Raw genomic sequence first — 20,927 nt, 5'->3', positions numbered from 1 at the left:
GAAGAAACCGAATAATGCTCGAGAACTGAATCAACCGTGCAGGGCGACATAGGTGATCAGGACTCGCACCGTTGTGACAACCGCGTAGTCGCGCTCGGGGATGTCAACGCCTGTCGCCTCGTGGATCGTCTCGATCAGCCGCAAGAAGTCCAGCGAGTCGAGTTCCAGATCCTGGCGCAATCGCGCGCCCTCGTCGAGATCGTCGGTGTCGACATCCGGCGCCACCTGGCGGATGGCCGCATACACGGCCGCTCGGGCCTCCTGTTCGGTCTGTTCGGTCATAGCTCCTCCGGGTTCTGCAACAGTTCGTCGATCCGGGCGAGGAATGGCCCGCCGCGCGCCCGGCTCACCAGGTCCCGCAGCTGTTTCATCAGCACCTCCAGCGGCAGGGTGTCCGCGTCGTGCGGCGCGGGGGCAACCAGGCCACCCCGGCGCAATGCCACGGCTACGCTCAGGTGCACTGCGGCGCTCGGTTGGAAGGAACCCTCGGTGAAGAAGCCGTTGACCTCGGGGACGTCCCTGACGGCCAGCGCGGAGGCCTTCAGGAGCAGGGCGGCCGGCACGAGCCGCTCAGCGATCGGGCGGGCGGAGTTGTACTGCTCCATCCAGGCCAGTGCCGCCCGCAAATCCAGGGTGGTGCTCAGGTAGTAGTGCGGGATGGTCTTCTTCGAGCGCGCCATCAGCGACCCGATGGCGCGGAGCAGGCCCGCGGCCCGCTCGGCGGCATCCGTTGGAGCGGCGGTTGGCCCGGCCGCCCTGCTCCATGTCCGCGCCGAGCGCCGGCATCCGGAACTCACCCACGGGTGCCCACCGCCTCCCGGGCGGCGGCGATGACGCGTGCGGTCGACGGCGGGGCGGCCTGCTCCAGGTGCCGGGCGTAGGGTAGCGGCACCTCGGCGCTGCAGACCCGGCCGACCGGAGAATCCAGGTCGAAGAAGGCTGTTTCGGTGATGCGTGCGCTGATCTCGGACGAGATGCTGCCGCTGCGCCAGCCCTCGTCGATCACGACCGCGGTGTCGATGTCGACCGCGCCGGCGTCATCGTCGAGCTCGCCGGCAGTGTTGTAGAGCGAACCATGCTCGAAGATCAGCACCGGGTCGGGGTCTTGCAGGGCGCTCCACAGCATCCCGCGGGCGTCGGCCAGGGACGACGGGGTGAGGATACGCAGGCCCGGGATGTGTGCGTACCAGCCCTCGAGGCCGTGCGAGTGTTGGGCGGCCAGCTGGCGCCCGGCGCCGGTGGTCATGCGGATCACCACGGGCACACTGAACTGCCCGCCCGACATGTAGGACAGGGTCGCCGCGTTGTTCATGATCTGGCCGAGGGCGAGCAGACTGAGATTGACGGTCATGATCTCGACGATCGGGCGCATCCCGCCCAGGGCCGCGCCGATCCCGGCCCCCACGAACCCGGTTTCCGAAAGCGGGGTGTCCCGGATGCGTTCGGGCCTGAATTCCTCGAGCAGACCCAGGCTCACCGCGAAGCAGCCGCCGTAGGCCCCGACGTCTTCCCCCATCATGAACACCCGGTCATCGCGCACCATCGCCTCCCGGATGGCCGCCCGCATGGCCTCGCGATAGGTGGTTTTCATCTCGGCATCCGTTTCATGATCGTTCCTGCTCGGTGACGTCTCTCTCGGTATACACGTGGCGGGTGAGGTTTTCGACCGGTTCCGCGGTGCCTGCCTCGGCGAAGTCGACGGCGGCCTGCACCTCGGTGTCCACGGATGCCCGCAGGTCGATCGGGTCGCGCTCCAGCCACTGGGCCACCTCGGCCTTCTCGCGGTAGCGCTCGGGGTCGATCATCGTGTGCGCCCGGAAGCGGTACGTGCGGAGCTCGAGGAAGTGCGGTCCGGCGCCGGCTCTCACGGCGGCGACGGCGCGCCGAGTGGCTTCCTCGACGGCGCCCTCGCCGAAGAAGCAGGCGGTGACGCGGGAACGGCCCGCCATCTTGTCGGCCAGAGCCAGACCGATGGCGAGAGGAAGACCGCCGGCGACGATGGCGTTGCCCCCGAAGAACCGGGTGGCCGCGTCGAAAAGGTGCATGGACCCGCTGCGGCCCCGGCAGCATCCCTGTTCGAATCCGTACATCTCGGCCAGGATTGCGCCGGCGGCGACCCCTCGCAGCAGCGCGTGGTCGTGTTCGCGGTTGGTCGCCACGACGGCGTCCTCCGGTTCGAGCGTCACCAGAACGCCGGCTGCCACCGCCTCTTCGCCGATGCAGACGTGCATGAACCCGCGGATCTATGCGGCGCTGTACAGCTCGACGCACTTCTCCTCGAACCGCCGCACCCGCAGCATCTGGTGCAGCAGGCCGCGGGCGAAGCCGATAATGTCCAGGTGCAGGGCCTCGCTGGGCTCTCACCCTGTCTTTAGTTCCACGAAGGCCTTGACCACCTCGCCGTCAACCGGATCCGGGATGCCGATCACGCCGGCCTCCGCCACCGCCTCGTGCTCCATCAGCGAGCTCTCCATCTCGAAGGGCCCGATCAGGTGCCCGGACGACTTGATGAGGTCGTCTCCGCGGCCGACAAACCAAAAGTACTCGTCGGAATCTTGTCGGGCGAGGTCGCCGGTGAGGTACTAGCCGCCGGCGAAAGTTCGTCGGTAACGTTCCTCCTCGCCCAGATACCCGCGGAACATCGACGGCCAGCCGGGCCGCAGTGCCAGCTCGCTCAGGGCATCCATTTCGGTCACCAGCACGACCTCGCCGCCCCGACGCCGGGCAAAGGCCGCCCCATCGAGCCGGGGCGGATGGGCGTGGCCGCGTAGTTCGCGATCATGATCCCGCCGGTCTCGGTCTGCCACCAGTTGTCGTGCACGGGTTGCCCGAACGTCTCCTGGCCCCACACCACGACCTCCGGGTTGAGCGGCTCACCCACGCTGGCCACGAACCTCAGCGTGGACAGGTCGTGGCCGGCGGCCCGGTCTGAGCCGGCTTTCATAAGCATTCGCAGGGCGGTCGGCGCCGTGTACCAGACGGTCACGCGCTGCTCGGCGAGCACCCGGTACCACCGGTCCGCGTCCAGCTCCTCCTCGTCGACGATGGCGGTCACGCCGTGCACCAGCGGAGCGATGATGCCGTAGGAGGTGCCCGTGACCCAGTCGGGGTCGGCGGTACACCAGTAGACATCACCGGGGTGCAGGTCGAGGGCGAACCGGCCGGTCGCGTAGTGCGCGGTCACGGCGTCGTGCACGTGGATGGCACCCTTCGGGGTGCCGGTGGTGCCGCTCGTGAAGCGCAGCAGAGCCATGTCCTAGCTCTGGGTGGCGGCGATCTCGATGTAGGGCGGGGTCTCCCGCAGCTGGGCCGCCAGATCGAGCGTGCCCGGGTCCGGATGGCCGTCGGCGTCGACCAGCAACACGTGCCGCGGGTCCGGCAGCTGGACCCGGATCGGCGCCACCTTCTTGCGGTACAGCGCCCGCGTTGTGACCAGGGCCCGGCCGCCGCCGAGCTGGAGCCGTCGGCGTACCGGTTCCGGCCCGAAGGCGGAGAACAGCGGGCAGAAGACGCTGGCATTCTTGAACGTGCCGAGCACCGCGACGTAGAGCGCGGGAACGCGGCCGAGGAGGGAGAAGACCCGGTCGCCCCGCCCGATGCCTAGGCCCCGCAGCACGCTGGCGAAGCGGCCGGTCTGCTCGGCGAGCTCTGCATAGCTCAGGGAGTGGGTCGTGCCGTCGCCGCGCACGAAGCACAGGGCCTCGTGAGCGGCCCTGGCACCGGCGGCATGCCGGTCAACCGCCTCGTAGGCGATGTTGAGCCCCCGATCGCCGGGCAGCCCCGAAAGAGCGTGGCGGGCCTCGTCCCAGGTGAAGGCAGCGCAGGTCTCGTCATAGTTGACGAGGTTGGGCGGCACCGTGAGGGCGCGAACATTCTTGGGGATGGTGGGCCAGCGTGTCGAGGCTTCGGTTCCTGCCGTCATGCAGCCCATGAGACCCCCGTGGGCGCGTGGGGCGTAGGGTATCGCCATGGCCTCCTTTGAGCGGATTGTCGACGAGGGCGTTCTCATCGGGCTCTCCGCGGCGCGCATGGCCGTGAAGAACCACATCATCGTGGGGGCGCTGCGTGAGCACCGCGACTTCGCCGATGCCGATTACACCGCGGCCGTCCGCTCCGAATTGGTCCGGCTGGCGACGCAGAACGAGGAAGATGCCGAGCGTGTCGGCCGGCAGCGGAAAGTCCTGGGCCGGCAGCGGAGCGCATTCGAGATCACCGACGATGACAGGCTCCACGTGCGCCAGCTGGCCTTGCGACGGAGTGTGCACCTGAAGCTCGCCGGTGCCCTACGGGCCGTGGCCGCCGACGACGAGCAGGTCGCCGACCTGCTTAAGCGGGCCCGCACGGACGCCAGCGAGGAAATCGGCGCCGCGCTCGCCGCCCGGCTGGTCGAACAGGTTGTCGACCGCCGGGAGCCCGACTACGCGCAGCGGCGGGCGGAACGGGTGCGGGTTCTGGTGAACACCGATCTGGCGGCGCTGATGTCGAACCGTCGGGCAGGGCTGGATTCCGGACGCTGACGGTCCCCTTAGCGGGCGGTTCGGGGCTGGACCTTCTTCACCACGCTGGACTTCAGCCGCATTGAGCCGAATCCGTCCAGCTTGCAGTCGATGTCGTGGTCGCCCACGCCATCCAGCAGACGGATACCCCGCACCTTCGCGCTCACCGTGATGGCGGTCGCGCTGCCCTCATGCGTGGGTTAGGCCCGGCCGAGCCGACACATGTGGCCAACTCAGGACATCCGTCAGCCAAGTCCATCGGCCGCCACGGACCAGTGCGGAACCGGGGCGGATGTTCGGCCCGGCCGGACGGATCTCCTGAATTGGCCACAACGCGCGCCGGATGAGCGGCAGCGCGTGCGCGCTTCGCACCTCCATCAGCCGCTCCACCCCGTACCCCGGACGAATTCGACGGAGAGCCGAGATTTTGCCCAAAAATGGCCGTAAATCCTGAGAAGAAGCCGATTTGCACCAGAATCTCCGTCGAATTGGCTGGACGCCGGGCAGGGAGTCACCTGTGATGAGCAGCATTCACTCGGTGCGCTGAGCTGTGATCTTTCGAGAGCGACACAACCAACCGATTCGGATCGCTCGGCTACCGGTGCATTTCGGTCTTCTGGATCTGCCACTCGAGGTCGTCGGGGGACAGGTTGGCGTTCTTGAAGGCATCCGTCAGCGGCAGCTGCAAGCGCAGGTCGGTGCCGAGGCACAGGGCAGCGGTGCCGGAGCGCAGCTTGAAGTCGAGCACGTGGCCGCCGGCCGTGCGGTCGTCGGTCAGGAAATGCGTGTGGCAGCCGGGCACGCCGATCCCCTGCTCGTAGAGCGGGGTGCGGAAGCCAGCCACGACGCCCGAGACGTCGTGCAACTCAATGATCGCGTCCTCGTCGGTTGCCTCCACCATGGGGCGGTAGGGCTTCTCCTGCTTGACGACCGTGCGCATCCGGATCCACTCGAAGTCGCCGTCGATGCGCAGGGCGTACATGTAGTTCTGCGACGCCGTCAGCTTGTCGATGAACGTTGACGCCTCCGCGCGCACGATGTTCTTCGGCAATTGGCTCTCGATATGAGGCACGAAATTCGTGACGACGGCGTAGGGCGTGTGCGCGCCCAGGTCGGCCTTCGACACCCCGCCGTCGGCCCGCAGCTGGTAGCAGATGCCGTCGATGATCAGCATTTCACCGTCCAGTCCGTTGAACGTGCCGAGTCCGAAACTGCCGCGGCCGAGCAGGTCGCGCACGGTCATCTCGTCTTCGTAGACGCCGTCGAGCAGCGCGCTCATCAGGCTCGTCTGGAAAATTTCGTGTCGGGTGACAGTGAATTTGCTCATTGCAGCACATCGCTTTCCAGATCGGCCATCAGGTCATCTCTATTGTTGCGGTAGTCGACGTGCACGTCGATGATGCTCGGGCCGGGTTCGGCAAGGGCCTGCGCCAGGATGCCGGCGAAGTCGTCGAGGTGCGTTACCCGGTGGCCGTGGGCGCCGAACGATTCGGCATAGGCGACGGCGTCGTAATCGCCCAGCTGCACGCCGGAGGTGCGCCCGTATTTGCCCATCTGCTGGAACGCCACCATGTCGTAGGTGCCGTCGTTGAAAATGATGTGGGTGAACGTCGAGCCGAGCCGCACGGCCGTCTCCAGCTCCATGGCGGAGTAGAGAAAACCGCCGTCGCCCGACACGGACACGACTGGTGTGCCCGGGCGCACCAGGGTCGCGGCGATCGCCCAGGGCAGGGCCACGCCCAGGGTCTGCTGGCCGTTCGAGAACAGCAGGGTGCGCGGGTGGTAGGTGCGGAAGTGCCGGGCCATGTAGATGTAGTGGGAGCCCACGTCGCAGAGCACCGTCGTGTCATCCGGGAGCAGTTCGCGCATCATCAGGGTGAGGTCGGCCGGGTGCACGCCCTCGGACTCGTCCCGGCGACCGGTGGGCTGGTCGGCGTGCGCGAGGCGGGCGCGCTGCTCGGCTACCTCGGCCGCGGCGGCGACCGGCATCGACAGCCCGTTGATCTGGCGGGCGAGGGCGTCGAGGGTCTCGGCGACGTCGCCGCGCAGTTCGAGCGTGGGGCGGTAGTAGTCGTCGAGGTCGGCGGAGAGTTCGTCCAGGTGGATGATCACGCGCAGGTGGTCTTTGTTCCACTTCGACGGTTCGTACTCGACGAAGTCGTAGCCGACGGTCAGGATCACGTCGGCCTTGTGCAGAAGGATGTCCCCGGGCTGGTTGCGGAACAGGCCCACGCGTCCGAGGTAATGCTCTTCGAGCTCGTGCGAGATGACTCCCGCGGCCTGGAACGTCTCGACGACGGGCAGTCCGGCGACGCCCAGCAGGCGGTGCAGCGCCGCGACGGCCTGGTCCGAGCCGGACCGCGCGCCGGCGAGGATGACCGGGAACTGCGCATCCTTCAGCAGGGCGGCAGCGCGCTGCACGCTCTCGGAGGGTGCGGCGCCCAGCTGCGGCACCCAGTGCGGATGCGTCATCGACACGGTCGTCGAGTCCGTGAGCACGTCGTAGGGGAGAACAACCGCGGCGGCGCCCTTGGGCTCCTGGGTTGCCTCGCGGAACGCGTTCGCGATTGCTTCCGGCACGTTGTCGGCGACACTCACCTCGCCGGCGGACTTGGTCACGGCGGACAGCATGCCCACGGCATCCATTGTCTGGTGGGTACGCTTCAACCGGTCTGCGCGCGGAACCGCGCCGCAGAGGGCGACCACCGGGTCGCCTTCGGTCGTCGCCGTCAGCAGGCCCGTCGCGAGGTTGGAGGTGCCTGGGCCGCTCGTCACCAGGACGACGCCCGGCTGGCCGCTCAGACGCCCGACGGCCGCGGCCATGAAGGCCGCATTCTGCTCGTGACGCACCACGATCACCTCGGGTCCGTCGTCGATGAGAGCGTCATAGACCGGGTCGATCTTGGCGCCGGGAACGCCGAAGACCCACTGCACGCCGTATGCCTTCAGGCATTCCACCACGCGTTCGGCGGAGCGTGTGGACGGAGCGGGGGTGCCGGCGTCAGAGCGCACGAGCGTGGTCTCGGTTGTGTCGTCGTCGCTCTGGAGCGGTGAAGTAGTGGTCATTGTGATGCCTCCCGGATCGCCGTTCTGAATCGGCCTCCCCTCCATCGTCGCTGCACATTCAATAACAAGCAACGCCGAGTAGCGATGCAAACGATCTGAAAATGAGATGCTTAGGCCCATGGAATTGAGACAGCTCGAATTCTTCAGCGCCGTCGCCGGTGAGTTGAGCTTCACGCGCGCTGGGGACCGGCTCACCATCGCCCAGTCAGCCGTCTCGGCCGGCATTCGATCGCTCGAAAGCGAATTGGGCGTCGAACTGTTCGATCGCAGCCGCCGCCAGATCAGGCTCACTACGACTGGCGAACTGCTGCTTCCGAAGGTGCGCGACGCCCTCGACGCCGTGAACGAGGTGCGCGACGCCGCCCAGGACACCACCCGCGCCATCACCGGGTCCATCGTGATCGGGCTGATGACCTCGGTCACGCTCGTCAATGTGCCTCGGCTGCTCGGTCTCTTCCGCGCCGGCCATCCGGGCGTCGGCGTGCGGCTGCGCGCGGCCCGGCGGGGGTCGGCCGGGCTGGTCGACGAGCTCGTCTCGGGCGAACTCGACCTGGCCTTCCTCGCCCTCAGCGGCCCGGCGCCGACGGCGCTCTCAGCCGTGCCGATCGCTTCGTCGCCGATGGTGCTGGTGGTGCCGAAAGGCCACCGGCTCGCCTCCGCGTCGGCCGTGGGCCTGGGCGACCTCGTGCCGGAGGAGTTCATCGATCTGCCGCCCGGCTACGCCAGCCGTCAGATCGTGGACGATGCCTTCACCGCTGCCGGCCTCGAGCGGCGGGTGATGATCGAGGTCTCCGATATCGGAACGGCCGCCGAATACGTGACCAACGGCCTCGGAGTGGCCCTGTTGCCCGAATTCACCGCCCACGACGCGCTCGACGTGCACCGGCTTCCCGTGGCGAATCTGCCCGATTTCACGGTGTACCTGGCGGCCTCGCGCAAGCGGCGCGCGTCGGCTGCCGTGCGCGCGTTCGTGGAGCTCGCGCTCGTCGCCGACGAGGCGCGCGGCTGATGCGAGGCGGGGCCGACAGGGTGCGTCAGTTGCCCCCGCGCAGGGCGACGATCGGCTCGATATTCGACGCCTTCAGGGCGGGGTAGACCCCGGCGGCAAGGCCGACGACGGCCCCGAGCAGCGCCGACCCGGCTGCGAGCCAGGGGTCGACGACCGGCGCCCACTGCTGAATAGGCGACACGATCACCACCGCGAAGACCCCGAGTGCGGCTCCGATCAGGCCGCCGAGTAGGCCGATGACCACGGATTCGACCATGAACTGGCTCGAGATGTTGCGCTTGGTGGCGCCCAAGGCCCGGCGCAGCCCGATCTCGCCCACCCTTTCCATCACCGACAGCAGAGTGACGTTCGCGATCCCCAGTCCGCCCGCGACGAGTGCGAGCACGCCGAGAATCAGGGAGATGACGTTCACGTCGGCCTGCACGTTCTCGCGCAGGGCGGACCTAGCCGACGGGGCCTGTACCTCGAAGTTCTGCGCAGCGTTGGGGTCCAGGGCGAGCGGAGCCTGTTCCGCGACCACTTTGCCGGCGCCGAGAGCGATCCGGATCTGCAGTTCATCCGGGCCGGTCAGGCCGAAGTCGGCGCGCGCGGTGCCCATCGGCACGACCACCGCGTCGAGCAGGTCGGAGCGTCGCTCCATCCCATCGATGATGCCGATCACGGTATATGAGGAGTCGCCGATGAAGATGGAGGGCTGGCTGTCGACGCGGTTGATGCCCAGGCGCTCAGCCGCGCGCGAACCGAGCACCGCCACCCGATCGGCCCTGGCATCGTGGCCGGTGTCGAAGTACCGGCCGGTCACGATGTTGCCGCGAACCGCGTCGAACAGTCCGGGGAAGGTGGCCATCAGCGATTGGCCCAGGGTTGCCGGTTCCGACGGGTCGTTTACCGGCACCGCGGTAATGGTCACGGCATCGAGGGGCACCTCGCTGACGAGGCCGGCCAGCTCCACCCCGGCCAGGCGGCTGACCCGGTCCGGGGCATCCCAAGGCAGTCGCCCGGTCGCGCGCTCCGAGCCGTTCATCCCGTCGGTGCTCCCCGGCTCGATCACGACCTGGGTGGCCGCGACCGCGTCGAATTGGCGGGCGATCTAACCGGCCGCCGTCTGGGCGAATCCGATTGTCACCACCAGGGAGGCGATTCTGATCGTGGTCCCGAGCGCGGTCATGATCAGGCGGGTGGGGCGCGCCCCGATGCCATAGCCCGCCTCGACGATGAGGTCCTGCACCGAGAACCGGTCGGCGCGGGTGATGGCCGGCGCGGCCCCGCGGTCACCGTCGCTTACCGGGGCCGGAGCGCTGGTCGCTCGACGGCGGTTCGGCATCCGCAATTTTATGTTGTTTCGCCCACGCGGCCGTCGGTGATGCTGATGGTGCGCCCGGCGCGATCCGCCACGGCCCGGTCGTGGGTGATGACGATGAACGTGAGGCCGCCGGCATTCAGCTCCTCTAACAGGTCCATGACCTCCCTGGAGGTGGAGGCGTCGAGGTTGCCGGTCGGCTCGTCGGCCAACAGCAGCTGGGGCGAGGCCACCACGGCCCGCGCGACCGCGACCCGCTGGCGCTCGCCGCCGGAGAGAGTGCCGGGCAGGAAGTCGATCCGGTGGTCCAGGTGCACCCGGTGCAGGGCGGCGCGGGCCCGTCATTCGCGGTCGGCGCGCGGAAATTTGCTGTAGATCGTGGCTAGCAGCTCATTGTCGCACACCGAGCGGTGCGGCATGAGGTGGAAGGCCTGGAACACGAAGCCGATCTTGCCGCCCCGCAGCGCCGCGCGTTCCGCCTCGCCGGCCAGACCCGTGAGCGCTCCGTCGAGGTAGTACTCGCCGACGCTCGGTCGGTCGAGCAGGCCGAGGACGTTGAGCATGGTCGACTTGCCCGACCCGCTCGGCCCGACGATCGAGAGGTAGTCCTGCTTCTCTACCCGCAGGTTGATTGATTTGAGCGCCTGGACCTCGGGTGGGCCGGGGAAGGAGCGGGTGACGTCGATGAGCTCCACGACGGCCGGTCGACTCATCGCCCGACCACGACGAGGTCCTCTTCCTCGAGGGAACCGTCGACCGCCTGCACCTCGACGAAACCGTCAGCCGCGAGCCCGGCGCTCACCTCGACCAGCACGGTCTTTTTTCCGTATCCGGTCGACACCTCGACCCGGGATTCCCCGCCCGGGCCGGCGGTAAGCGCGGCCAACGGCACAGCGAGCACCTCCCCGTCGGTGGAGCTGACCGGGATGGTGACCCGAAGGTTGCTGCCCTGGATGCTCTGGAGCTGCCCGGGTGTGAGGTCGTCGGGCGTGAGCAGGATGGTGAAGCGTCCGCTCGCCGCATCCGTTCCCTCTTTAGCCTCGGCCACGGCGACGGATGTCACGGTGGCGCCGTGCTCGGAATCGTCCTGCATCGAGAGCACGGCGGCGTTGCCGACCTTCATGAGTTTGGCATCGCTCGCCGAGGCGGAGGCGCTGATCTGGATCGTGGCACCGGAGACGCGCATCACGGAGCCTGTGATCGAGGTGCCGCGGGATACGGTGACCTCGTCGACCCGGCGGGGGAGACCCGACAGGTACAGGATTTCGCATGCCGGCAGATAGGTCATGGTGGCCTCGTTCGCCGTGGCGAGCGCGTCACGCGCGCTCGTCGCCTGCTGTTCGGCGGACCGCAGGGCGGATGTCTCGGCCGTGGTGTCGCGAGCCGCGAGCACCGAATCGAGCCGGGTTTTTGCGAGGGTGAGGGCGTCCGCGGCGTCCGCGGCGTCCGCGGCATCCGCGATCGCAGCGGGTTCGTCGCCCGTTTTCGCCGCGGCGAGGGCGCGCTCGCTGCCGGCAACGCCGGCCCGAACGAATTCGACGGAGTTTTTGCCCGAAACGGCCCGGAAACCCGAAAAAATGGTCCCATATACGAGAATCTCCGTCGAATTGGTGCGGCGACGGACCCGGCGCTCCGCCGCTGAGGAACAAAGTCCACGGGGGCTGTCGGATCGGAGCCATCGGGAGCCATGCAACCCAACGGGTTGGGACTCACTCGGTTAGCGGTCGAGCCCTGCCATGCGTTCCAGTGCGGCTCGCATGATCATCTGGGCCGGATCGCCGATCACGTGATTGTTCAGGTACAGGCTCTCCGCCCATGACAGGACTTCCGCTTTGGTGAGCCCCACGGCCGACCAGTCCACCCCTGCTTCCGCGCGCGCTGTCGGTTCCCCGGTCTTCGGGTTCAGCCACACCCGTGCGATCGGGATATCCGGATCTTCGTGCTCCGGATTCCAGAGGAGCGCGATCGGGTGGTCAGATCCGTCGAGGTGATCGTCGGCGATGTGGCCGGACCCGAGCCAGGGGAGCATCAGCTGCTCGCCCTCCAACTCCACGTCGATGATTTCGAGCGGGACCGGCCCGTAATCGCGGGAGTACACCGGCAGCCCCACATGGTGCCATTCGGCGGCCTCATCCGAGTCTTCCAGCAGATCCGGGAGGCGCGGTGCAACGTGCAGCACGAAGCCGGTCGCCCAGTCGACGAGGGCCTGGGTGTCGGCGGCCGGCCACGGACTGTCATCGCTCGAAGACCCGTCCGCGTTGTGGAAGTGGTACTCGACTCCTTCGTCCAGGATGTCCAGGTGGAACTCTCCGTCGTCGAAGCCGAGGAAGATGCCGGCGACCTGCTCCTCGTCGTCCCAGTCCGCGTCGAATTCCGGGTGCCGGAAACGCGGGGGCAGCGGGGGGATGTCCAGGGGCAGCACGCCGAGGTCGAGCACCACCCGCAGCACGGTGTTCGGCATACGCAGTGTCGGGTCGGTCATAGTCTCGACGATACCGGAGGCCGCCGACGTGGGGCAGCACAGAGCCGCATCACCGAGCCGCATCACAGGACCGGGAAATATGACAAGTGAGCGGATGACGGGAATCGAACCCGCGCTATCAGCTTGGGAAGCTGAAGTTCTACCATTGAACTACATCCGCGTGTCCGTCGCGCAGGCAAGCCCGGAACGGAACCGTGCCAGCATATCAAGTCCGCGCCGTTAGGCTGGAACCGTGCTGCTCTCGGATCGCGAAATCAAGGCTGAAATCAACGCGGAACGAATCCGTCTGGAGCCGTACCAGGCCGACATGATCCAGCCGTCGAGTATCGACGTGCGACTCGACGGCTTCTTCCGCCTCTTCGACAACCACAAGTACCCCTATATCGATCCGGCCGAAGACCAGCCCGATCTGACCCGGTTGATCGAGACCGCCGCGGGCGAACCGTTCATCCTGCACCCCGGTGAGTTCGTACTCGGGTCCACCTACGAGAAGGTCACCCTGCCCGACGACGTCGCCGCGCGGCTGGAGGGCAAGAGCTCGCTCGGCCGGCTCGGCCTGCTCACCCACTCGACCGCCGGCTTCATCGATCCCGGTTTCACCGGCCACGTGACGCTCGAGTTGAGCAACGTCGCCACCCTGCCGATCAAGCTGTGGCCCGGCATGAAGATCGGTCAGCTCTGCTTCTTCCGGCTGAGTTCGCCCGCCGAACGTCCCTACGGCTCAAGCGAATACAGCTCCCGCTACCAGGGCCAGCGCGGGCCGACCGCGTCGCGGTCGTTCCAGAACTTCCACTGCACGGATGTGCGGGAGGCCTCGATGGGATCGACCACCGGAGCCGAGTAGCCCGGTTCACACGCATGCAACACGCGCCCGGTAAAATCGGCCCATGACCACATCCGTGCCCAGCTTTGCAGAGGCGCTCGTCGCGCCGGGACCGACACCCGACTACCCGGGGCGGATGCGCCGCTTCGGCCAGCTGGTCGGCGCCTGGGCCGCCACCGGGTCCCTCCTCGACGAGACGACCGGCGAATGGACCGGGCGCGAATTCACCTGGATCGTCGACTTCGTGCTCGACGGGCGTGCGGTGCAAGACGTCGAGGTCGTCGTGAGCGACTCGCACCCGACCGGCTTCGAGACCGTCGCCACGGCCGTGCGAGTCTATGATTCCTACGCCGGCGTGTGGCGGGTCAGCTATTTCGCCCCGGCATCCGGCGAGTACTGCCACCTCGTGGCGACCCCCCACCGCAACGGCCTGCGCCAGGACGGCACGGGCACCGACGGCCGCCCGATCCGCTGGAACTTCGTCTCGATCACACCTGACGCCTATGCCTGGGAGGGCTGGGTCTCCAACGACGAGGGTTCCACCTGGGTGCTGGTCGAGCACAACGAGGCCACCCGCATCCGTTAGCCAATCTGGTCCTGGCGGGCCTTCACCGGAAGCAGGAGAAGCAGCCCCACGAGCAAAACCAACATAAGTCCGAGGATGCCCCAATAGGTTTCGCCGAAGATCGTCACCGTCAGGGCGAACATGGTCGGCGCCAGAAAGCTCACCGCGCGGCCCGTCGTGGCGTAGAGCCCGAAGACCTCACCCTCCCGGCCGGCCGGGATCAGGCGTGCCAGGAAGGTGCGGCTGGCCGACTGGGCCGGCCCGACGAAGAGCGTCAAGGCGAGGCCGGCGGTCCAGAACACGATCTGACCGCCGTCGTGCAGCAGGAATACGATGCTGCCGAACACGATCAGGCCGATCAGAGCGGTCACGATGATCGGCTTTGCGCCGACCCGGTCGTCAAGCGCGCCGGCGATGATGGTGGCCAAGCCCGCCACGACATTGGCGGCGATAGCGAAGATGATCACCTCGCCGGGTGAGAATCCGAAGACGGATGCCGCGAGCACCCCGCCGAAGGTGAAAACCCCGGCCAGGCCGTCGCGGAAGATCGCGCTCGCGATCAGGAAGTACACCGTCTGGCGGCTGGTCTTCCAGAGCCGAATGATGTCCTGCCCGAGCACGACGTAGGAACGGAGGAAGCTCACCCGGGGCCGGCGCACCGCAACGGGAGAACGGTATTCGGGAACCGAGAACAGCACCGGCAGGGCGAACAGGCCGAACCAGGCGGCCGCGATGAGCATCGTGACCCGCACCGAGAGGCCGTTCTCGCTGGTCACCCCGAACAGACCCACGTCGGGGCTGATGAAACCGAAGTACACGATGAGCAGCAGCACGATGCCGCCGATGTAGCCCATGCCCCAACCGAAACCGCTGACCCTGCCGATGGTGCGCGCGGTCGAGACCTGGGACAGCATGGCGTTGTAGTTGACGCTGGCGAACTCGAAGAAGACGTTGCCGGCGGCCACCAGAACGAGGCCGAGCAGCAGGAAGCTCGGTGACGCCTCCACGAAGAACATCGCCGCGGTGAGGCCCACCACGATGAACGTGTTGACGCCGAGCCACAGCTTGCGCCGCCCGGAGGTGTCCGAGCGCTGTCCGGTGATCGGGGCCAGGACCGCTACCAGCAAGCCGGCGATGGCGAGGGCCCAACCGAGCTGTGCGGAAATGACGTCTTTGTCGCCGAACGAGCTGCCCGTGATGTAGACGGTGAAGACGAAGGTGGTGACCACCGCATTAAACGCGGCAGAGCCCCAGTCCCAGAAGCTCCAGGCCACTACGCGGCGTCTGCTCGTTTTGTCTGGCAGCTCCCGGGCATCCGTGCTGCCCTGCTCCGCGATCCCGGTCATGCGCTGAGGCTAGTGGATGTGGGTGGCCGGAGACCATCGATTGCACGAAATCTCAAAGTTGAGTCGTTCACGCTCAACTCTCAGGTGCGTGGCTTGACTTTCGATTTGGGACACTGGCACACTTGAGTCAGCACCACTCAACTCTGTGAAATCGAGCTGAGAACATACTTTAAAGGAGAACGCACACATGGCCCGTGCAGTAGGCATCGACCTCGGAACCACCAACTCTGTGGTGGCCGTCCTCGAAGGTGGAGAACCCACCGTCATCGCAAACGCCGAAGGCTTCCGGACCACGCCGTCCGTCGTCGCCTTCACCAAAGACGGCGAGGTGCTGGTCGGCGAGACCGCCAAGCGGCAGGCCGTCACCAACGTCGACCGCACCATCGCGTCGGTCAAGCGCCACATGGGCACCGACTGGAATGTCGCCATCGACGACAAGAAGTTCACCCCGCAGGAAGTTTCGGCCCGCATCCTGGCCAAGCTCAAGCGCGATGCCGAGGCGTACCTGGGCGACAAGGTGACGGATGCCGTCATCACCGTTCCCGCGTACTTCAATGATGCCGAGCGCCAGGCCACCAAGGAGGCCGGCGAGATCTCCGGCCTTAACGTGCTGCGTATCATCAACGAGCCGACCGCGGCCGCACTCGCCTACGGCCTCGACCGTGGCAAAGAAGACGAGCTCATCCTGGTCTTCGACCTCGGCGGCGGAACCTTCGACGTCTCCCTCCTCGAGGTAGGCAAGGACGACGACTTCTCCACCATTCAGGTGCGGTCGACTGCCGGTGACAACCGCCTCGGCGGCGACGACTGGGATCAGCGCATCGTCGATCACCTGATCAAGAAGTTCAAGGAAACCACCGGCGTCGACGTCTCCAAGGACAAGATCGCCAAGCAGCGCCTCAAGGAAGCCGCCGAGCAGGCCAAGAAGGAACTCTCGAGCAGCATGTCGACGAGCATCCAGCTGCCGTACCTCTCCCTGACCGAGAATGGCCCGGCCAACCTCGACGAGACGCTCACCCGCGCCCAGTTCGAGAAGATGACCGAAGACCTGCTCGACCGCACGAAGAAGCCGTTTCAGGACGTCATCCGTGAAGCCGGGGTCAAGGTGGAAGATATCGCCCACGTCGTTCTCGTCGGTGGCTCCACCCGCATGCCCGCCGTGTACGAGCTCGTCAAGGCCGAGACCGGTGGCAAGGACCCGAACAAGGGCGTCAACCCGGACGAGGTCGTCGCCGTTGGCGCCGCACTGCAGGCCGGCGTGCTGAAGGGTGAGCGCAAAGATGTCCTGCTCATCGACGTCACCCCGCTGAGCCTCGGCATCGAGACCAAGGGCGGCATCATGACGCGCCTGATCGAGCGCAACACGGCCATCCCGACCAAGCGCAGCGAGACCTTCACCACAGCCGACGACAACCAGCCGTCCGTCGCGATCCAGGTCTTCCAAGGCGAGCGCGAGTTCACCCGCGACAACAAGAACCTCGGCACGTTCGAGCTGACCGGCATCGCGCCGGCCCCGCGCGGCATCCCGCAGGTTGAGGTTACCTTCGATCTCGACGCCAACGGCATCGTGCACGTGTCTGCCAAAGACAAGGGCACCGGCAAGGAACAGTCGATGACCATCACGGGCGGATCTTCGCTCGCGAAGGAAGACATCGAGCGCATGGTGCGCGAGGGCGAAGAGCACGCCGCCGAGGACAAGCGCCGTCGCGAGGCAGCCGAGACCCGCAACACGGCGGAGCAGCTCGCTTACTCGATCGAGAAGCTGATCAAGGAGAACGACGAGAAGCTGCCCGAGGACGTGAAGTCCGAGGTTCAGGCCGACGTTGACGCCCTCAAGGCCGCTCTCGTCGGCGACGACGATGCGGCCGTGAAGACGGCCTTCGACAAGCTCAACGAGAGCCAGGGCAAGCTCGGCGAGGCCATCTACAAGACCAGCCAGGCGGATGCCGCGGCCGGTGCCCCAACCGACTCCGAGCCGACCGCCGACGCGGCCGGCTCCGACGAAGACGTGGTTGACGCCGAGGTCGTCGACGACGAAGACGAGACCAAGAAGTAATGGCAGACGACAACAAGCGTCCTGGCGACGAGCCGTTTGACGAGGGGGCATCCACTGAGGGTGCCCCCGGGGCCGACGCCGAGGCGGAAGCCGAAGGTGTGAGTGTCGAGGACTTCGACGAGGCGTCCGCCGAGGGTATCGAAGAGGACGAGCTGACGGTCCAAGACATCCTGGATGCCGCCACGCGGGAAGTCGACGAGCCCACGAGCGAGCACCTCGCCGACCTCAAGCGGGTCACCGCGGAGTACGCCAACTACCGTCGCCGCACCGAGGCCAACCGCGAGGTCGAGCGTGAGCGCGTCACCGTGGATGTCGTAAAGGGCCTGATTCCCGTGCTCGACGATCTCGACCGCGCTGAGAAGCACGGCGACCTGGTCGAAGACTCGGCGTTCAGCACGATCGCCGCGAAACTGCGGGGGAGCGTCGAGCGCCTGGGCGTGAAGTCCTTCGGCACGGTCGGCGAACCGTTCGATCCGACCATCCACGAGGCGATCTTCCAGCTGCCCACCGCGGGCATCGAGTCGGAGACCGTCGGTGACGTGATCGAGACCGGCTACTTCCTCGGCTCGTCGCTCCTGCGCGTGGCCAAGGTCGTCGTGCAGGTACCGAGCGATGGCTAGCCAGGACTGGTTCGATAAGGACTTTTACAAGGTCCTGGGTGTGTCAAAGGACGTCACCCCGGCCGAGCTGAAGAAGGCCTATCGCAAGCTCGCCCGCACGTATCACCCGGACTCCAATCCGGGCAACCCTGCGGCCGAGGCGACGTTCAAGGAGATCAGCGAGGCACACTCGGTGATCGGTGACCCTGCCCAACGCAAGGAATACGATGCTGTGCGCGCGATGGGCGGTGGGGCCCGCTTCACCGCCCCGCGCCCCGGTGGCGGGCAGGCCGGAGGCTTCGATGATGTCTTCGGAGGCATGTTCGGTGGGGGCGCGCGGCAACAACAGCCCGGCTACTCCTATGAGCAGGGCGGTTTCGACGACCTCCTCGGCGGCATGTTCGGCCGCGGTCAGGGTGGCGGCGGTTTCGGCACCTCGAGCGGCGGGTTCCGCGGCTACGGCGGGCCGACTCGCGGCCGCGACGTGATCGCGTCGACAACGGTCGACTTCATCACGGCCACGCACGGTGACCAGATCACCCTGCAAACGCAGGATGGCCGCGCCATCAAGGTGAAGATCCCGGCCGGGGTGGCCGACGGGCAGAAGATCAAGCTCCGCGGCCAGGGGCAGCACAGCCCTGACGGCGGCGAGTCCGGCGACATCGTACTCACGGTGAACGTGCGCAAGCACCCGGTCTTCGAACGCGATGGGCTGAACCTGCGGGTCTCCGTTCCGGTCACGTTCGTCGAGGCCGCGCTCGGCGCCACTATCGAGGTGCCGACGTTGGGCGGAGCGCCGGTCAAACTGCGCATCGCCCCGGGCACCCCGAGCGGGCGCGTGCTGCGCGTCAAGGGGCGTGGCGTCGTGACGCCCAAGGGCACCGGGGACCTGCTGGCGGAGGTTCAGGTTGCCGTTCCGTCTCATCTGTCGAAGGACGCCGAAGAGAAACTCGCGGCCTTCGCGGAAGCACTGCCGAAGGAGAATCCGCGCGACGAACTCCTCGCGAAGGCGAGAGACTGACGGTGGACGAGAACACCCGGGTTTTCGTAATCTCGATGGCCGCCGAGCTTGCGGGCATGCACCCGCAAACGCTGCGCCAATACGATCGCCTGGGGCTGGTGAGTCCCGACCGCACCCCCGGTCGGTCTCGCCGGTACTCGATGCGGGATGTGGCCAAGCTCCGCGAGATCGCGGAGCTCGGTGCCGAGGGTGTGAGCCTGGAAGGGATCCGTCGCATCATTGACCTCGAGGACCACGTGCGCACGCTCGAATCGCGGCTGCGCGAATTGGAGTCTGCGCTGGCCGATGAACTGCTCAACCGTCCGGGCCGCCGCATCTTCGCGGCCGGCTCGGCCGGTGAGGTCATCTCGATGCGGGCCGGTACGCGCACGCGCCGGTCCAACCAGATCGTGATCTGGCGCCCCTTGGGTTCCCGCCCGATCGGCGACGAGAAGTAGCCGCACCTGCGGGCTAGCCTGAGGCAATGCCTGATTTTTCCTTTGACCGCCTGAGGCGTTTCCCCGACGTGGAAGCGGACAATCTCTTCGCCGTGGATGCGAGCGACCGCCTGATCCTCGACGAGGCGGCCGGCGTGCTGGCCGAGGCAGGATCCGGCGAGGTCGTGGTGATCGAGGACCGCTATGGCGCTCTCACCCTGGGCGCGGCCGCACTGGCCGGGGCCCGGGGAATCCGGGTGCACCAGGATGTCCTCTCTGGGGAGTTGGCCCTCACCCTGAATGCGGCCGACGCCGGACTCGCCGATTCCTACCGCTCCCTCATCCTGGGCGAAGAACTGCTGACGAACGCGCGGGTGGTGCTGATCCAGCTGCCGCGCAGTCTGGCGGCGCTCGATGAGTTCGCCGACGCCATCCGTCGTTTCGCGGCACCGGATGTGGTGGTGATCGCCGGCGGACGCATCAAGCACATGACGCCGACCATGAACGCGGTGCTCCGCCAGCACTTCGGCGAGCTGCAGGTCTCGTCGGCCCGGCAAAAGTCGCGGGTACTCAGGGCAGCGGCTCCGACTGCCTCCGCAACTCAGCCGACGGTGTCCACCTGGCCGAATTCTGTGGAGCACGCCGACCTGGGACTCACGATCTGCGCCCACGGGGCTGCGTTTGCCGGCGCGACCGTCGATATCGGAACGCGCTACCTGCTTGAGTTCCTTGATCGTATGAAAACGGATGCTCGGAGCGCCATCGACCTCGGCTGCGGCACCGGGGTGCTCGCCGCCACCCTCGCCCGACGCCGTCCCGCCCTGCGGGTGACCGCCACCGACCAGTCGGCCGCGGCCGTCGCCTCCGCGCGGGCCACCATGGTGGCCAATGCGCTCGCCGACCGGGTCACGGTCGTGCGGGATGACGCGCTCCAGAGCCAACCGGATGCCTCGGCCGAACTGATTGTGCTGAACCCGCCCTTTCACATCGGCTCGTCGGTCCATGCCGGCATAGCCCTGAAACTGTTCGAGGATGCCGGACGAGTGTTGCAGCCCGGTGGTGAACTGTGGAGTGTGTGGAACACCCACCTCGGTTATCGCCCCGCGCTGACGCGATTGGTCGGGCCGACACACCAGGTCGGTCGGAACGCCAAGTTCACCGTCACGGTCTCGACCGGACGCTGAGACGCGCCGGACCGCCGTGAGGCCCGCACCTGGGGGCTTCCGCCAGGGCGCCGGAGCCGACACGCCCGGGATGCGGGAGGGAGTTGCGCACCCCCAAAATTCACCGTAATGTCTCTCTAGTCACCCCACAGGTGCGGAAAGCCGCAGAGCTTCCCGGCCTCAAGTGGGACGAAGATTTAGTTTTTTCTCGAATATCCTCCCGACTAGGGAGAGTTCGGGTTTAAACCAAAATAATATCTCTCTTCGGCTGGTCGTCAGGTCGCGTATGTAGATGATTTCGAGTCGCTTTGGCGCACTCGGAATCGGCTGCTTTCCGTGATTTGACAGAGATTAGTCGGGTGGGTAAGTTTTACAGGTTGCCTCGAAGCGACAGCCCTTGGTGGGTTTGAAGTCGAGTGCGTCCGATCCTTGAGAACTCAACAGCGTGCACAATGTCAAATGCCAAAAACCTCGGTCGTAGGGCTCCTTTCTAGGGGGTACCGCGGAAGAGATTCCTTTGGAAAACATTTAAACAACAAAGCAAGTCAGTAATGATTTGTTCTGTCAGTTTCAAACTTGCAGATT

20 protein-coding genes, 1 tRNA gene and 4 pseudogenes are annotated in these 20,927 nt (G+C 66.8%); 9 read left to right on the top strand and 16 right to left on the bottom strand.

What is annotated here, in order from left to right; all coding sequences use genetic code 11:
- Window positions 1-30 precede the first annotated feature (30 nt).
- The 6 genes and pseudogenes from E3N86_RS15790 to E3N86_RS15770 form a co-directional block, all read right to left on the bottom strand.
- Entirely contained in the window at window positions 31-282 is a 252-nt protein-coding gene (locus E3N86_RS15790) for an acyl carrier protein (RefSeq protein WP_134401308.1), read from the bottom strand.
- Window positions 279-797 (bottom strand): 2-oxo acid dehydrogenase subunit E2, encoded by a 519-nt coding sequence (locus tag E3N86_RS15785; protein WP_241986189.1) that lies wholly within the window; start codon window positions 795-797, stop codon window positions 279-281. The genes E3N86_RS15790 and E3N86_RS15785 overlap by 4 nt, the downstream gene beginning before the upstream one ends.
- Window positions 794-1,591 (bottom strand): alpha-ketoacid dehydrogenase subunit beta, encoded by a 798-nt coding sequence (locus E3N86_RS15780; protein ID WP_134512264.1) that lies wholly within the window; start codon window positions 1,589-1,591, stop codon window positions 794-796. Before E3N86_RS15780 ends, E3N86_RS15785 begins: the two co-directional genes overlap by 4 nt.
- A gap of 13 nt (window positions 1,592-1,604) precedes the next feature.
- A pseudogene (locus E3N86_RS15775) lies at window positions 1,605-2,345 on the bottom strand (thiamine pyrophosphate-dependent enzyme).
- Window positions 2,346-2,360: 15 nt separating this feature from the next.
- The gene (locus E3N86_RS17925; protein ID WP_338145489.1) at window positions 2,361-2,474 is read right to left on the bottom strand and encodes a hypothetical protein; all 114 of its coding nucleotides are present in this window, start codon (window positions 2,472-2,474) and stop codon (window positions 2,361-2,363) included.
- A 218-nt stretch (window positions 2,475-2,692) separates the two neighbouring features.
- A pseudogene (locus tag E3N86_RS15770) lies at window positions 2,693-3,922 on the bottom strand (AMP-binding protein).
- A 46-nt stretch (window positions 3,923-3,968) separates the two neighbouring features.
- Here E3N86_RS15770 and E3N86_RS15765 point away from each other — a divergent pair.
- Complete coding sequence (locus tag E3N86_RS15765) at window positions 3,969-4,517, top strand: hypothetical protein (protein WP_104099736.1); 549 nt, start codon at window positions 3,969-3,971, stop codon at window positions 4,515-4,517.
- Window positions 4,518-4,525: 8 nt separating this feature from the next.
- Here E3N86_RS15765 and E3N86_RS15760 read toward each other — a convergent pair.
- The 3 genes and pseudogenes from E3N86_RS15760 to alsS form a co-directional block, all read right to left on the bottom strand.
- Window positions 4,526-4,687, bottom strand: a pseudogene (locus E3N86_RS15760) (PhnA domain-containing protein); the annotation flags it as partial.
- Between the two features lie 404 nt (window positions 4,688-5,091).
- Entirely contained in the window at window positions 5,092-5,823 is a 732-nt protein-coding gene (budA, locus tag E3N86_RS15755) for an acetolactate decarboxylase (protein WP_104099735.1), read from the bottom strand.
- On the bottom strand, window positions 5,820-7,562 hold the full coding sequence (gene alsS, locus E3N86_RS15750) for an acetolactate synthase AlsS (RefSeq protein WP_134512263.1): 1,743 nt from the start codon (window positions 7,560-7,562) through the stop codon (window positions 5,820-5,822). The genes budA and alsS overlap by 4 nt, the downstream gene beginning before the upstream one ends.
- Window positions 7,563-7,680: 118 nt before the next feature.
- Here alsS and E3N86_RS15745 point away from each other — a divergent pair, with 118 nt between their 5' ends.
- Window positions 7,681-8,571, top strand: coding sequence for a LysR family transcriptional regulator (locus E3N86_RS15745; RefSeq protein ID WP_104099734.1), 891 nt, complete (start codon window positions 7,681-7,683; stop codon window positions 8,569-8,571).
- A gap of 25 nt (window positions 8,572-8,596) precedes the next feature.
- Here E3N86_RS15745 and E3N86_RS15740 read toward each other — a convergent pair whose 3' ends face one another.
- The 6 genes and pseudogenes from E3N86_RS15740 to E3N86_RS15720 all read right to left on the bottom strand — a co-directional run bounded on the left by E3N86_RS15740 (window position 8,597) and on the right by E3N86_RS15720 (window position 12,513).
- Window positions 8,597-9,622: an ABC transporter permease gene (locus E3N86_RS15740; protein ID WP_370295551.1), complete on the bottom strand. Its 1,026-nt coding sequence runs from the start codon at window positions 9,620-9,622 to the stop codon at window positions 8,597-8,599.
- A 39-nt stretch (window positions 9,623-9,661) separates the two neighbouring features.
- Window positions 9,662-9,895, bottom strand: a complete 234-nt coding sequence (locus E3N86_RS17920; RefSeq protein ID WP_370295550.1) for a hypothetical protein — start codon at window positions 9,893-9,895, stop codon at window positions 9,662-9,664.
- Window positions 9,896-9,903: 8 nt separating this feature from the next.
- A pseudogene (locus E3N86_RS15735) lies at window positions 9,904-10,584 on the bottom strand (ABC transporter ATP-binding protein).
- Window positions 10,581-11,564: a hypothetical protein gene (locus E3N86_RS15730; RefSeq protein ID WP_134512262.1), complete on the bottom strand. Its 984-nt coding sequence runs from the start codon at window positions 11,562-11,564 to the stop codon at window positions 10,581-10,583. Before E3N86_RS15730 ends, E3N86_RS15735 begins: the two are co-directional and overlap by 4 nt.
- Window positions 11,565-11,588: 24 nt before the next feature.
- Window positions 11,589-12,353 (bottom strand): hypothetical protein, encoded by a 765-nt coding sequence (locus tag E3N86_RS15725; RefSeq protein WP_134512261.1) that lies wholly within the window; start codon window positions 12,351-12,353, stop codon window positions 11,589-11,591.
- A gap of 89 nt (window positions 12,354-12,442) precedes the next feature.
- Window positions 12,443-12,513 (bottom strand) — tRNA-Gly (locus E3N86_RS15720).
- Window positions 12,514-12,585: 72 nt separating this feature from the next.
- Between E3N86_RS15720 and dcd the strand changes: the two genes are divergently transcribed.
- A complete protein-coding gene (dcd, locus tag E3N86_RS15715) occupies window positions 12,586-13,197 on the top strand; it encodes a dCTP deaminase (RefSeq protein ID WP_104099730.1) in 612 nt (203 codons plus the stop codon).
- A gap of 43 nt (window positions 13,198-13,240) precedes the next feature.
- Window positions 13,241-13,762: a hypothetical protein gene (locus E3N86_RS15710; RefSeq protein WP_134342700.1), complete on the top strand. Its 522-nt coding sequence runs from the start codon at window positions 13,241-13,243 to the stop codon at window positions 13,760-13,762.
- On the opposite strand, the gene E3N86_RS15705 is transcribed toward E3N86_RS15710, so the two are convergent.
- A complete protein-coding gene (locus E3N86_RS15705; RefSeq protein WP_134512260.1) occupies window positions 13,759-15,087 on the bottom strand; it encodes an MFS transporter in 1,329 nt (442 codons plus the stop codon). The genes E3N86_RS15710 and E3N86_RS15705 overlap by 4 nt on opposite strands.
- A 187-nt stretch (window positions 15,088-15,274) precedes the next feature.
- Between E3N86_RS15705 and dnaK the strand changes: the two genes are divergently transcribed.
- Genes dnaK through E3N86_RS15680 form a run of 5 tightly spaced genes read left to right on the top strand, consistent with a single transcriptional unit; the run spans window position 15,275 to window position 20,363 of the window.
- On the top strand, window positions 15,275-17,143 hold the full coding sequence (gene dnaK / locus E3N86_RS15700) for a molecular chaperone DnaK (RefSeq protein WP_134374340.1): 1,869 nt from the start codon (window positions 15,275-15,277) through the stop codon (window positions 17,141-17,143).
- Window positions 17,143-17,763: a nucleotide exchange factor GrpE gene (locus tag E3N86_RS15695; RefSeq protein WP_134374342.1), complete on the top strand. Its 621-nt coding sequence runs from the start codon at window positions 17,143-17,145 to the stop codon at window positions 17,761-17,763. Before dnaK ends, E3N86_RS15695 begins: the two co-directional genes overlap by 1 nt.
- On the top strand, window positions 17,756-18,763 hold the full coding sequence (locus E3N86_RS15690; protein WP_104099725.1) for a DnaJ C-terminal domain-containing protein: 1,008 nt from the start codon (window positions 17,756-17,758) through the stop codon (window positions 18,761-18,763). The genes E3N86_RS15695 and E3N86_RS15690 overlap by 8 nt, the downstream gene beginning before the upstream one ends.
- 2 nt (window positions 18,764-18,765) lie before the next feature.
- On the top strand, window positions 18,766-19,200 hold the full coding sequence (locus E3N86_RS15685; RefSeq protein ID WP_134374346.1) for a heat shock protein transcriptional repressor HspR: 435 nt from the start codon (window positions 18,766-18,768) through the stop codon (window positions 19,198-19,200).
- 26 nt (window positions 19,201-19,226) lie between these two features.
- Window positions 19,227-20,363: a class I SAM-dependent methyltransferase gene (locus E3N86_RS15680; RefSeq protein ID WP_134374348.1), complete on the top strand. Its 1,137-nt coding sequence runs from the start codon at window positions 19,227-19,229 to the stop codon at window positions 20,361-20,363.
- The last annotated feature ends 564 nt before the right edge of the window (window positions 20,364-20,927 follow it).

This window comes from Cryobacterium sp. Hz7 (assembly GCF_004402815.1).
Classification (GTDB): Bacteria; Actinomycetota; Actinomycetes; order Actinomycetales; family Microbacteriaceae; genus Cryobacterium; species Cryobacterium sandaracinum.
This window is presented reverse-complemented; position numbering and strand designations above follow the sequence as displayed.

Excerpts from the sequence above, each read along its gene's own strand:
- E3N86_RS15790 (WP_134401308.1), bottom strand. The coding sequence starts at position 282 with ATGACCGAACAGACCGAACAGGAGGCCCGAGCGGCCGTGTATGCGGCC.
- E3N86_RS15780 (WP_134512264.1), bottom strand. The coding sequence starts at position 1,591 with ATGAAAACCACCTATCGCGAGGCCATGCGGGCGGCCATCCGGGAGGCG.
- E3N86_RS17925 (WP_338145489.1), bottom strand. The coding sequence starts at position 2,474 with ATGGAGAGCTCGCTGATGGAGCACGAGGCGGTGGCGGAGGCCGGCGTG.
- E3N86_RS15765 (WP_104099736.1), top strand. The coding sequence starts at position 3,969 with ATGGCCTCCTTTGAGCGGATTGTCGACGAGGGCGTTCTCATCGGGCTC.
- budA (WP_104099735.1), bottom strand. The coding sequence starts at position 5,823 with ATGAGCAAATTCACTGTCACCCGACACGAAATTTTCCAGACGAGCCTG.
- alsS (WP_134512263.1), bottom strand. The coding sequence starts at position 7,562 with ATGACCACTACTTCACCGCTCCAGAGCGACGACGACACAACCGAGACC.
- E3N86_RS15745 (WP_104099734.1), top strand. The coding sequence starts at position 7,681 with ATGGAATTGAGACAGCTCGAATTCTTCAGCGCCGTCGCCGGTGAGTTG.
- E3N86_RS17920 (WP_370295550.1), bottom strand. The coding sequence starts at position 9,895 with ATGCCGAACCGCCGTCGAGCGACCAGCGCTCCGGCCCCGGTAAGCGAC.
- E3N86_RS15725 (WP_134512261.1), bottom strand. The coding sequence starts at position 12,353 with ATGACCGACCCGACACTGCGTATGCCGAACACCGTGCTGCGGGTGGTG.
- E3N86_RS15710 (WP_134342700.1), top strand. The coding sequence starts at position 13,241 with ATGACCACATCCGTGCCCAGCTTTGCAGAGGCGCTCGTCGCGCCGGGA.
- E3N86_RS15705 (WP_134512260.1), bottom strand. The coding sequence starts at position 15,087 with ATGACCGGGATCGCGGAGCAGGGCAGCACGGATGCCCGGGAGCTGCCA.
- dnaK (WP_134374340.1), top strand. The coding sequence starts at position 15,275 with ATGGCCCGTGCAGTAGGCATCGACCTCGGAACCACCAACTCTGTGGTG.
- E3N86_RS15695 (WP_134374342.1), top strand. The coding sequence starts at position 17,143 with ATGGCAGACGACAACAAGCGTCCTGGCGACGAGCCGTTTGACGAGGGG.
- E3N86_RS15690 (WP_104099725.1), top strand. The coding sequence starts at position 17,756 with ATGGCTAGCCAGGACTGGTTCGATAAGGACTTTTACAAGGTCCTGGGT.
- E3N86_RS15680 (WP_134374348.1), top strand. The coding sequence starts at position 19,227 with ATGCCTGATTTTTCCTTTGACCGCCTGAGGCGTTTCCCCGACGTGGAA.